Origin of the sequence: Plantactinospora sp. KLBMP9567, from assembly GCF_033446045.1 — a bacterium.
Classification (GTDB): Bacteria; Actinomycetota; Actinomycetes; order Mycobacteriales; family Micromonosporaceae; genus Plantactinospora.
The window spans coordinates 134,803-146,266 of the sequence record NZ_JAWQRR010000002.1 but is presented as its reverse complement, the minus strand read 5'-3'; the positions used below and the strand labels follow the sequence as shown (position 1 = coordinate 146,266).

The window sequence follows — 11,464 nt, the reverse complement described above, 5'->3', positions numbered from 1 at the left end:
CTGGCACATGATATCGCCTCGGTACATCCCCGGCGCAAGACGACGCCGGCCGCCAGCAGATCCCCGTCGACGCTCCCTCGGTGCTGAGTATTTGATCGCGATGCCGGTCCACCGGGTCAGCGTGCGGGCCTGCCGCCGTGTCGGGTCCGGCATCGCCGGCCGAACTCGGCCAGGACGGCCAGGTCCAGCGGGCTGCCGGCGGTGTGCTGTTCGAAGTGCCATTGAACGCCGAGCACGAACCGGTGTGGCCGGTCGACGCTGATGGCTTCGACCGCGCCGTCGGGCGCGACCGCCTCGATGTCGACGGTGTCCGGCAGCCCGGCGACGACCTGCGAGTGTTGGGAGTTGACCAGGAACTGGTCGCCGGGTGGCAGAGCGGGCAGGTCGGCCAGCAGGCCGCCAGGGGTGAGGGTGACCGGGTGGGCCGGGCCCCACCTGTCGTCGTTGTCATCCGGCAGCCGCCGGTGGCTGTCGGTGGGATCGGTGTCGCGCAGTTGTCCGCCACTGTGTACGGCGATCTCCTGCATGCCCCGGCAACTGCCGAGCACCGGCAGGTCGGGCAGGTGCGCGGCGGCGGCGAGCAGTGCGTCGGCGACGGCATCGCGGGCGGCGTCGTATTCGCGGCTCGGCTGGACCGGCACGGCTGCGTCGTAACCGGCTGGGTGCACGAAGGTAGGCCCACCGGGCAGCACGAGGCCGTCGAGGACGGACAGGACGGTGCCGGCGGTGTCCGGCTCGGCCGCCGGGATCAACACACTGGCAACGCCGGCGTGCCGGGCGAGTTGACTGACGACGGTCCTGTTGACCCGGGAGTACGTAGTGCCGGTGGCGCTCTGGTTGCTACAGGCGAGCACGCCGACGACCGGCCTGGTGCGTGCTGGTGTTCCCACGTGATCAGCCTCTCGCCCAGGTAGACGTCGGTCACGAGCGCGTCGATGCCGGAACGTCAGTGCAGCGTACGACGGATGGCGGCGACCATGACGCCGCCGGACGCCGTGGGCGCTACCGTAGCAACATCCCTACCCGCAGGCATCGACGGATTCCTCTACCATCGACGCGACGGGACCGTACGGGAGAATCGGGGCACGAAGAATCCCTTCTCTTCAACGCATCGGGCGAGATGAGGATCAGATGCGGTCACCGCAACCCCGCGAAGGAACAGATCCGCAGCGGCGGGAACCGGCTGATCCGGCACCGGAGCAGCGGCGCAGGGCTCGGCAGATGGCAGCGGACATTCTCCACAGCGATCCGGAGCTACGCGCGCAGAAAGAAGCGACGGCCGATCACGGGAAGTGGGCCTCGGTCGGGCGGGCCGTCCTGTTCGATGACTACAGCGCGATCCGGCTCATGAATGAGATTTCATATCCCGACGGGTTCCAGCTGAGAGCCCGGCTGCGTGCCGGAGACGGCGACCTCATCGTCTGTCGGCCACGTCCGCCATCCGGTTTCGACGAGTACTACTCGGCCCGTCTTCGACTGGGTGACCCGGTATGGCTTCACCCCGGTTCCGGCGCGGACCTCTGCACGGCGGCGTGGAACGACAGCCGTACGTCGGCCGCCCTGGTCGAAGCCGCTCGCAGTGGAGCCTATCTGCATCCCTACCACGCGTGCGAAGCGGCATGGCAGCTCGCCGAGCGGCTGTCCCGGGCGGCGCACCGATCGGTGCCGGTGCTCGGGCCGCCGCCCCGGTTGTGCCAGTTGGCAAATGACAAGTCCTGGTTCCTCGGCACGGCCGCGGAGCTGCTCGGCCCCGAGGCGATCCCCCGGCTGCGGGTGACACGCCGCCTCGCCGAGTTCCCGGCCGCCGTCCAGGAAATCTCCCGGCGCTCGTCCAAGCTCGCCGTACGGATACCAGATTCGGCCGGCGGCCTGGGAATGCGCTTCTTCGCCACCGACGCCCTGCGTCGACTCAACCGGCAGGCCCTCGCCGACTGGGCCGCCGACGTGTACCGCGAGCTGGATCTGCGCGACGATTCTCCGGTGCTGGTGACCGGCTGGGAGGAAACAATCGCCGCGCCCAGCATCGAGGTCAGGATCCCGCTGGGGGAAGCAGCGGTACCGATCTGCGGGCGCGTCATCGATCAGGTTTTCACGGACGCCGACCGGTCCCAGTTCGGTGGCGGCGTCGCCGGCTCTCTTCCGCACGAGATCGTGCGCCGCCTGCGCCGCCATGCTTCGACGATCGCGGTACTCCTGCAAGGACTGGGATATGTCGGGCGTCTGTCGTTGGATTTCATCGTTACCGGTCGGTCCTTCGCGGACGCGGACGTTCGGGTCGTCGACTGCAATGCCAGGTGGAGCGGCGGCTCGGTGCTGGGCGCCATGTTGGACCGCCTCTTTCCCCACCACGGGCAACTACCGTACGCCTTCGGCTTCCTGCGGCATCCAGAGCTTCGCACGGTACCGTTCCACGTCCTGATCGAACGGTTGGAAGACAGGCTGTGGAATCCGTCCACCGGGCGCGGTGACCTGCTCGTGCACAACGTGGGTCATCTCGCGTCGTCCGGGCGGGTGGACATTGTGGTACTCGCTGGCGATGCCGGAACGGCCCGGTGCCGGCTGGAAGACCTGGCCAGAGCGGTGGCGGACGGAGCCGCCGCGCTGCTGCATCGTTAGCACCCACCCTGAGGCGGCGTCCTGTGGGTACGCCTGTGGTTGTCGACCGGCGGTCCCGCTAGCCCGTTCTCGACCGGTGCGCTACGCCGCCCGGTCCGTCACGCCGACGGTGCGGCCGGAGGCCGAGTCGGCGTGGACGCCTGCCGTACCAGCATGATGATCCCGCTCACCACCATCACCAGCGACACCACCGCCCCGAACGGCACGGCCAGTAGGAAGGGCCACCGCCAACTGAGCGTCCGTGCCAACAGCGCCCCAGCCACGGGCCCGAGACCGAGCCCCAGCACCACCGCGCCGGCGACGAGTGGCGCCGCCCAGACACGCCGTGGGCCCGCCTGCGCGATCAGCATGGCCGTCACGCCCCAGACCAGACCGGCCCCGAACCCGGCCACCGCGCGGCCGAGCAGCAGCGAACCGCTCCCCGAGGCCAGCGTGATCAGCACCGCCCCGGGAACCATCAGGGCGATCGCGGGCAATCCGACGGCAGTCGGCCACCGCCGGCCGAGCAGAGCGCCGACCGGGACCGCCAGCAGTGCCGGCAACAGGTAGGCGACGAAGACCCAGAGGATCGCCGAGGCCGGCAGATCCATGTCCCGCCGCATCGCGGCCCATTCCGGCCCGACGGTGAGGGTGAGCAGGAAGGCACCCAGCGAGGCGGCGAGTGCGGGCCCGATCAGCAGCCAGGCCGGGCGTACGCCGGGGCGCGGGCCGGGCGGAGAAACCTGGTCGGCGGTACCGGGGAAGGATGGAGTCATCCCCGGGAGTGTACGGACGCGGTTGCGCGACAGGTGACGGTACCGGCGGTCGGCGAGGATCGGTCAGTTCGGCGTCACCGGCTCCGGCCGTCGTGCCCTGGCCCGGCCTGCTGACTACCCTTCGAGACGTGGCTACGGGCCCAGGCGCGAAGCGCTCGTCCGGTAGCCATCGGAGGGTCAGGGTATAGCGGAGACGGCGAAGCGTTGGACGTACCGGCGCTGCCAGGGCGTCTCGACGGCGTGCTTGTCGTAGTGTCGCCGGACGAACCCGACCACCTCGTCCGCCGGTACCCCGTCGAGCACGGCGAGGCAGGCCAGCGCGGTACCGGTGCGGCCGCGCCCGCCGCCGCAGGCCACCTCGACGCGTTCGGTCGCGGCGCGCTCCCACGCCTCGCGCAGCGTCTTCGCCGCCTGCTGGCCGTCGCTGGGCAGCCAGAAATCGGGCCAGCGCAACCACCGGCTCTCCCACCCGACCGGCGGTGGCGTGCGACCCAACAGGTACACGCCCAAGGTTGGCGGCGGCCCAGCCGGCAGGGGCCGGCGCAGGCCACGGCCACGCACCAGGCGCCCGGACGGCAGGCGAAGGACGCCGGCGGCGGTCGGTTCCCAGCCAGTGATCGGCCCCATGATCAGATCGCTCCCGCAGTGAGAGGTGCCTCTGGACGGCGATCATAGGAACGGGCTTCGGGTGTGGCTTTCCGCACCCTACTGACTGTGTTTCTGCCGCGGCGAACGCGATCGCCCCGAGCAGTCACCCGGCGGGACCGGGCCGGGTCCACGCGCGGCGGGGACCCGGCCCGTGCCTGACCATCACGGAGTGAACCCTTTTCAATCTGGACCTCGCGGCGCTCACGCACCGCGTCCGACCTTGCGGTCCGCCGGACCGCAACGGGAGGTTGAAAAGGTCCGATGATCAGGTCGCGGTGCAACTCTGGTCGGTGCCCCGTCGCTTCCGGCGGGGCGAGCGGCCCGAACCGGAGGGCGGTGGGCGGGCGGCTACCGGTTTCCGACTCAGAAGTTGACGTCGGCGCACCAGTAGTAGGTCTGGTCGGAGTGACTGGCCTTCCAGATGGTGTAGACGATGTGCCGACCGCTGCGCCCCGGCGCGCTGACGTTGATCGTGTTGGAGACGCCGTTCAGCACCGGGTCGTTCTCCCGGGTGCCGGCACCCGGCGCGTACCGGCCGGTTTCCCGGACCAGTTCGAGGTTGTTCCAGCCCAACCGCTGGGTGAGCGGGTTGAACCCCTGCCGGGTGACGTAGATCCGGAAGTAGTCCGCCCCGTGCAGCGCCTGGTCGTGGACCTTGACACCGAAGTTGGCGCCGACGCTGGTGGCCTGCCAGTTACCCGGGTTGTCCAGCGCGGCGTACCGGACGCCGCCGGTCTGCCCGGCGCTGCACAGTTGTCCGTTCGGCACGGCGGCCTGGTGGTTGCCCGCGACGCCGTCGCGGTACAGGCCGTTCCAGTTCCACATGGCGTTCGGGTCGGCCTGCCAGGCCTGCCAGCACATCGGGTCCTGGGTGGCCATCGCCGGGTTCTGGAAGTCGCTGCCCCAGCGCTTCCAGCAGCCGTAGTTGCGCGAGGCCGGGTTGATCGTCGAACCGTGGGCGCTCGCGGTGTCCTGTGTGACCACCAGGGCCACGGTGAGCGCGACGGCCCCGGCCACCGCGAGAGCGACGAGCCGCAGGACCATCGAGGCGCGATGCCGGGCCGGGTTGAGTTGTTGGGCGAGTGAAGACATGGGATCCCCAGACGTCGATTGCACGAGCGAGTACGCGGGAGGCTGCCCGGCGCTCCCGCACCAACCACCCGGCTCCGGCGGCGGTGCCCTGAACAGAGATTCACATCGATGGATACAGCTTGTCAATAGTTTAGAAAGCAAACTATGTCAGGAGGAACCGGAGCTACGACAGCCTCGCGGTCAAGCTGAGACCGGGCGGCGAGATGGGTCGAGCACGACGAGCGCGGCCGCCCGGTAGTCGCGGAGATCCACTACGCCTGCGCCGCGGACGACGGCGACTCGGCGCACGACCGAGGTACACCCGGGACGGCCGGGAAGGCGTGGGGTATCTGTTACGGTCGATGACGTGGCGACCCATCCGCAACCGCCACTGCTCCGAAGCATCTGCGACGGAGAGGAAGCGCATCGATGAGTGCACTGTTCAACGCCCTGCGCGAACGGGTCGAGGTCAACGCGCGGCACGCGGTCGAGACCTACACCAACGAGGTCAGCGAGTACCAGGCGTTGTCGCCCGGCGTCGACGACCGCATCGGGATGTACGACTTCGCGGTGTTCATCCGGCGCCGGTCGCTCGACCTCGCCGCGGCCGAGCTGCCGTTGAGCGAGGAGGACCTGGCCGGCATCGCCACGGTCGGCCGGCAGCGGGCCGAGGTGGGACTGTCGGTGCCCTCGCAGCAACAGGTACTCGGCCTGCACACCGCGATGATGGTGCGGGAGGTGCACGATCTGGCCCGCCCCGAGGACGTCACCGACCTGCTGCGGATGGTCGGCTGGCTCGGTACCCAGGGCGTCCGGGCTCGAAGCGCCTACCTGCGCGGCTACACCCGTGGCGTGGGTAGCGCGCGGGTGTTGTCGACGCGGCTGGAGATCCTGGCCCGTACCCTGCTCGCCGACGAGCCGGTGGAGCCGTTCGTCGCCGACCTGCGCCTCGCCGGGCAGTACCATATTTCGATCCTGAAAATGGCGCAGCCGACGCCTCCGGAGACGCAGTCCGAGGTGGTCGCCGCGTTCGCCACCGACCGGGTCCCGGTGACCTGGCTCGCCGCCGACGAGCTCGCGGTGCTCACACCCGGCACTACTCCGAGAGCGAAGACCCTTCAACGGATACGCCGTGCGACGGCGCTGATCGGCCAGCCCTGCGGCGTGGGCTCGGCGGAGGGCGTACTGGGCGGACTGGCCGAGCCGCTGGCGTGGGCCCGCGAGGCGAGCCGGGTGGCGCCGCCGCAGGATCGTCCGGAGCGGCTGCCGGAGATCGCGGACCTGTTCGTGGAGATGGCGGTGGCGCGCACGCCGGCGCTCGACGGGTGGCTGCGCAGCTACGCGAAGGCACTCTCCACCGGCCCGGACCTGGTGGCGACGTTGCGTGCCTATTACGCCAGCGACATGAACCGGACGAGCGCCGCCGCCGCGCTGCACATCCACCCGCGCACGCTGGACTACCGGCTGCGCCGCGTACGCGAGGTCACCGGCATCGATCCCGGCTCGACCGTCGGGGTCCGGCTGCTGAGTGCAACGGTAGCCCGGACCCTCGCCGTGGCGCACTACGCGGACTGACAAACGTCACCGCGGACTTACGCATCGCTCACGAAGACGCGCCCCGTCCGGTGCCGAGACACTCTGCGCCATGTGGAGGAGACTCATACGTGGCATCGCGGCGCCGGCCGTCGCACTCGCGATGCTGCTGACCGGGACCGCACAACCGGTCCGGGCCAACGCCGACGGCATCAGCGATCCGATCGTGGACGCGTCCCTGATCGCCTGGAACATCTACCGGTCGGGCGGTGCGACGCCGGAACAGATCGTCGAGTTCGTCCGGATCGTGACCGGCGCGCTCACCGGTCTGCAGAACGAGGTGAACGAGCACATCGACGGCATCGAGGCGGCCGAGGTGCTGGGGCACGCCGCTTCTGTAAAGATCGACATGCTCGACTACCACAACTTCCGGGACAACGAGATCATCCTGGAGACCTTCGCCATGGAGGTCGGCCGCTACGCACAGAACGCGAGCAGCAAGTACCAGGCGGTGGACCCCGACTCGAAGAAGGCGAGGGACCAGATCGGCCTCGGCGCGCAGGTGCTCTATCCGATCACGCTGGCCGCGCGCACCGACGCCGGCTGGACCGGCGGGCTCAGCGACATCGCAGCCGCGTACCGCGAACTCAACCAGAAGATCGTGGCCGACCTGGAACCGACGTGCACCCGGGTCAGCGATCCCGAACCCATTCCGGGCCGGATCTACGTCCGTCACGAGTGCACGGCGGCCAACGGCGAGAAGGCCTATGCCGTCGACCACAAGGTCGGCGACACCTGGCACAGCGGCCCGGTCAACCTGGAGAACCTCAAGCTCGAAGCCGCCAAGGACTCGAGTTGGGCGGCGGCCAAACGCATCCTCGCCGGACAGGGACAGTAGGAGAGCAACGTGAGAAAACGACTGCGCAACTGCCTGATCGCCGCCGGCCTGGCCGTCGCGGTCACGGTGGTCCCCGCCGTACCGGCCCAGGCCGCACCGCGCACCGGTGACGTGCGGGCCATGGCCCTCGACTGGGTCAGCCTCGTCGTCCAGGTCGCCGGGCACCTGCTGTCCGGCGGCGGCTCCGAGGACGCCTCGCTGAAGGCGGCGGTCCAGGAGATCGTCGCCGCCGTCGAGGCCGCGAAGAACGACATCATCGCCCACACCGACCTGATCGCCAGCGCCGAGGTGCAGGCCTGCGCCCGCCAGCACACCATCGAGTTCGCCGACATCGAAAACATGTCGAACACGGTGCGGCAGCTCTGGGCGCAGAACGCGACGGGCTGCGCGACGCTGGCGACCGCGTACGTCACCACCGTCCAGACCCCGCAGGCGGTCGACAACATCGGCCACGTCCTGCCCGCACTGTTCGCCATCGTGGTCGCCGCTCGGGGCCGCGCCGGCCTGCCCAACGGCATCAACCTGGTCATCCAGGACCAGATCCGCAGCTACGAGGCGGTCGTCGCCAAGCTCACCCCGACGAACTGCGTGAAGAAGGGCCTCAAGGAGCCGGGCCTCCCGCGCGAGAAGTGGTGGGAGTGCACCGCCTACAACGGCGACTGGGGCCAGTCCCAGTGGGTCACCGCCCCGGCCGAACCCGTACGCGCCCAGGCCGAGAACTCCGCCACCCGCAACACCAGCCGACCCACGGCCTTGACCGCGCTACCCCAACTGCGCTCGTTGGGAGTCTGAAGCTTCGCGCCCGTAGGCAGCACCGGTCCGACGACACCCGGCCGGTAGGCCCCGGCCGCCCGCCACGCAATCTGACGGGGGCGGCCGGGGCTGGCGAACCACTCCCGGCCGCCCGCGTTGTGGCCGCAGGCGTTGGCTACAGGTCGAGCGGCTCGACCCAGATGTTGCGGTACTGGACCGGGTTGCCGTGGTCCTGCAGCCGGATGGCGCCCGAGGCCGGACCCTCGGGCCGGCTGCCGCCGGTCGGGCCGAGGATCTCGACGTCGTCGTGCACCCTGACACCGTTCCAGACCAGAGTGACGCGCGCGTTCTCGACCTTGTTGCCGGCCGCGTCGTAGCGAGCCTGCCGGTAGACGATGTCGTACGTCTGCCAGCGCTGGGGCGGCAGCGCCGCGTTCACGTCGGGAGCTTTCTGGAGGTATATGGCTGCGGAGTCGTTGGTCTGCGGCGGGTCGATCCCGAACGAGTCCAGCACCTGGATCTCGTAGCGGTCCTGCAGGTACACGCCGCTGTTGGCGCGCGCCTGGCCGGTCACGTCCGGCGGGTACAGCGGCAGGTTGAACTCGACGTGCAGGCGGAAGTCGCCGAAGGCCTGCACCGTACGCAGGTCTCCGTTGCGCACAGTCATGGCACCGTCGGCGACCGTCCACCCGGGTTCACGCCCGTCGCTGTGCTGCCATTCGGCGAGTTCGCGACCGTTGAACAAGGTGATGCGCGTGCCGTGCGGCCGGACGGCGAGCACGTCGAGGTTCACGTGCCCGGAGTCCGTGGCTTCCTTGCGGTACTCGATCACGTTGCGGCCCTTGCCCAGCCGCACCGCCGTGGTGACCGTGCCCCACTCCTCCCAGGTCACGGTGGAGGGGAAGACCGTCTGCTCCACCCGTTCACCGTTGACGTACAGACTGAGCTGCTTCTCGCCGGAGTAGGGGTTCGGACCGTTGCTGTAGCGCATCGCCAGGTCGTATTTCCCGCTCGCCCGGACGTCGACGGCGATCCTGGTCGACGAGCCGTCCTGGGCGAACCCGGCGGCGAAGCCGGCACCGGAGTAGGCGGCGTGGTCGGTCGCCATGCCGACACCGGCGGTCCGGCCCTCCTCGGCCTCGAAGAACGTCTGCGGCTGCACCACGCGACCCGGGATCTCGTTGAGCGTGTACCAGGCCTCGGTGTTCCACAGCTCCTCACCGTCGGCCGAGGTGAACGGGCGAGGTGAGCGCAGGTGCACCACGCGGTTCTCCTTCAGGCCCGGAATCTTGAGCTTGACTGTACGGCGGTCCCGCGACAGCTCGGCCCTGGTGACGTCGAGCGTCTCCAGCTCCAGCTTGGGCCCGCCGTACTGGCTCGTCGCACCGTACCGCCACTGCGTCACCTGGTAGGCATCGGCGAGCTCCTGCGCGGTCTCGGTCGACAGCGGCTCGGTGTACTCCAGCTCGAACCCGACATGCGACGCACGCATCTGCTTGACCTCGAACACGGAACTGCGGTTGGGCGTGAGCTTCTGCAGGCCGTAGGTGAGCTTCCCTTCCTGGCCCCAGTTGCCGCCGGCGCCCAGGCCGCCCACGTAGATTGCGCCGTCGGGGCCGAGGGCCACCTCGTTGACGCCGGACTCCAAGCCCTGCGTGTGCCGGAGCACCGCGCCCTGGTACTGGCCCTCGATCCTCTCGAGGAACACCCGCTGCAGGCCGCCGTAGGTCACGTCGCCGACGACCAGCTGCCCCTGGTACGGCCCCTGCCTCAACAGCACCGGGGTGGATGGGGAGTTGGCGATCTCGTTCTGCGGAAGCCAGACGATGGGACGCGTCACCGGCTTGTCGTCGAACGGGCCCGCCGGGGTGGTGTAGTGGTTGTAGAAACCGCCCTGCTTGATCTCGACCAGCTTGGACGCGGGTAGCCAGCCTCCCTGGTTGTCGGTGGCGAAGACCTCGCCCCGCGGGCCCCAGCCGATTCCGTTGGGTGTACGCAGCCCTCCGGCGACGTACGTGATCTTCCCGGTCCTGGCGTTCACCTTGATCGAGGTACCGCGGTTCGACGCGGGCTGGGGAACCGTGGTGGCGCCACCGAGGTTGATGGCGACCGACAGGTTGAGGTAAAAGTATCCGTCCCGATAGAGCAGGCCGAACGCGAACTCGTGGAAGTTGCCACCCCACGGCCAGGTGGCGACCGTCCGGCGGTTGTCCGCGGCGCCGTCGCCGTCGGTGTCGCGCAGGGCCGTCAGCTCGTGCTTCTGGCTGACGTACACCGTGCCGCCGACCACGGCAACGCCTTGGGGTTCGCGCAGCCCTTCCGCGAACTTGCGGTAGGTCACCTGCTCGGGGCCGGTCTGGCCGGTGGCGCCCTCGACCACGTAGACCTCGCCGGTCGCGTTGTCGGTGCCGCCCCAGGTCGAGATCACCAGGTCGCCGTCGGGCATGAAGGCCATGCCGGTGACCTGTGGCTGGACCCCCTGTGGACGCAGGTCGGTAAGGGTGTAGCCGGGGTGCACCCGGTCGAGGGGCAGGCCGTCGCCGGCCGAGTCGGTGGCGCCCTCGCAGTACTTCCACCCCGGCGCCGTGACACGCACGACGCCCGCGTCGGTGCTCAGCGCCGAGGTCGGCACGAGCTCGAAGTGGTCGGCGCCGGGGACGCGCCACTCGAGCCGCAGTACCTGGCCGCCGCCGTTGTCGAAGAACTCGACGAACAACGGGTGCAGGCCGGCGCTCAGGGTGACAGACCCTTCCGCGGAGGTCTCGCCGTGCAGACCGTCGTGGTCGACGACAAGCTGGTCGCCGATGGTCAGCCGTGACCCGTCGTCGCTGGTGAGCCGGAACGTGTAGCTGCCGTCGACCGGCGCGGCGAGGTTGGCGATGACGTGGCTGACGAACCGGTCGGCGAGGCCGAACTCGTCGGTGGTGGTCCAGTTGATCTGCGGCATGAGCTTGTCGACGTTCGGCGTCTGTGCCGGTTTGAGGGTGCACAGCGCCGACAGCGGGGTGCCCATGTCGAAGGAGCGCAGGGTGACGCCGGGTTCCTGTGGCGGGACGTCGGCGGCGACGGGCGCGGCCGTGGCCGGGGTGACGGTGGCGGCGGCAGAAAGGATCGCCAGAGCGGCACCCGCGAGCGCGGCTCGACCGCGCGGGTGCCGTCGGTTCGGTGCGGTCACGGCTCCTCCTGATGA

Annotated in this window: 9 protein-coding genes; 4 read left to right on the top strand and 5 right to left on the bottom strand. The window is 69.7% G+C overall.

Annotation, left to right across the window (positions count from 1 at the left end; translation table 11 throughout):
* Positions 1-116: 116 nt before the first annotated feature.
* Complete coding sequence (locus tag R6Y94_RS00615) at positions 117-890, bottom strand: gamma-glutamyl-gamma-aminobutyrate hydrolase family protein (protein WP_318393734.1); 774 nt, start codon at positions 888-890, stop codon at positions 117-119.
* A 331-nt stretch (positions 891-1,221) separates the two neighbouring features.
* Here R6Y94_RS00615 and R6Y94_RS00610 point away from each other — a divergent pair, with 331 nt between their 5' ends.
* Complete coding sequence (locus R6Y94_RS00610) at positions 1,222-2,616, top strand: hypothetical protein (RefSeq protein ID WP_318393733.1); 1,395 nt, start codon at positions 1,222-1,224, stop codon at positions 2,614-2,616.
* Positions 2,617-2,714: 98 nt separating this feature from the next.
* Here R6Y94_RS00610 and R6Y94_RS00605 read toward each other — a convergent pair whose 3' ends face one another.
* From R6Y94_RS00605 to R6Y94_RS00595, 3 genes are all read right to left on the bottom strand, one after another.
* Positions 2,715-3,371: an MFS transporter gene (locus tag R6Y94_RS00605; RefSeq protein ID WP_318393732.1), complete on the bottom strand. Its 657-nt coding sequence runs from the start codon at positions 3,369-3,371 to the stop codon at positions 2,715-2,717.
* A gap of 177 nt (positions 3,372-3,548) precedes the next feature.
* Positions 3,549-3,824 (bottom strand): protein-tyrosine phosphatase family protein, encoded by a 276-nt coding sequence (locus R6Y94_RS00600; protein WP_318393731.1) that lies wholly within the window; start codon positions 3,822-3,824, stop codon positions 3,549-3,551.
* Between the two features lie 558 nt (positions 3,825-4,382).
* Positions 4,383-5,111 carry a lytic polysaccharide monooxygenase gene (locus R6Y94_RS00595; protein WP_318393730.1) on the bottom strand — a complete coding sequence of 243 codons (729 nt, stop codon included), beginning with the start codon at positions 5,109-5,111 and terminating at the stop codon, positions 4,383-4,385.
* A 408-nt stretch (positions 5,112-5,519) separates the two neighbouring features.
* Between R6Y94_RS00595 and R6Y94_RS00590 the strand changes: the two genes are divergently transcribed.
* The 3 genes from R6Y94_RS00590 (at position 5,520) to R6Y94_RS00580 (ending at position 8,313) form a co-directional block, all read left to right on the top strand.
* Positions 5,520-6,665 (top strand): helix-turn-helix domain-containing protein, encoded by a 1,146-nt coding sequence (locus tag R6Y94_RS00590; RefSeq protein ID WP_318393729.1) that lies wholly within the window; start codon positions 5,520-5,522, stop codon positions 6,663-6,665.
* A 70-nt stretch (positions 6,666-6,735) separates the two neighbouring features.
* Complete coding sequence (locus R6Y94_RS00585) at positions 6,736-7,521, top strand: hypothetical protein (protein ID WP_318393728.1); 786 nt, start codon at positions 6,736-6,738, stop codon at positions 7,519-7,521.
* 9 nt (positions 7,522-7,530) lie between these two features.
* Positions 7,531-8,313 carry a hypothetical protein gene (locus R6Y94_RS00580; RefSeq protein ID WP_318393727.1) on the top strand — a complete coding sequence of 261 codons (783 nt, stop codon included), beginning with the start codon at positions 7,531-7,533 and terminating at the stop codon, positions 8,311-8,313.
* 136 nt (positions 8,314-8,449) lie between these two features.
* Here the strand turns inward: R6Y94_RS00580 and R6Y94_RS00575 are convergent, their stop codons facing one another.
* Complete coding sequence (locus R6Y94_RS00575) at positions 8,450-11,449, bottom strand: family 16 glycoside hydrolase (RefSeq protein ID WP_318393726.1); 3,000 nt, start codon at positions 11,447-11,449, stop codon at positions 8,450-8,452.
* Between the last annotated feature and the right edge of the window lie 15 nt (positions 11,450-11,464).

Excerpts from the sequence above, each read along its gene's own strand:
- R6Y94_RS00610 (WP_318393733.1), top strand. The coding sequence starts at position 1,222 with ATGGCAGCGGACATTCTCCACAGCGATCCGGAGCTACGCGCGCAGAAA.
- R6Y94_RS00605 (WP_318393732.1), bottom strand. The coding sequence starts at position 3,371 with ATGACTCCATCCTTCCCCGGTACCGCCGACCAGGTTTCTCCGCCCGGC.
- R6Y94_RS00595 (WP_318393730.1), bottom strand. The coding sequence starts at position 5,111 with ATGTCTTCACTCGCCCAACAACTCAACCCGGCCCGGCATCGCGCCTCG.
- R6Y94_RS00590 (WP_318393729.1), top strand. The coding sequence starts at position 5,520 with ATGAGTGCACTGTTCAACGCCCTGCGCGAACGGGTCGAGGTCAACGCG.
- R6Y94_RS00585 (WP_318393728.1), top strand. The coding sequence starts at position 6,736 with ATGTGGAGGAGACTCATACGTGGCATCGCGGCGCCGGCCGTCGCACTC.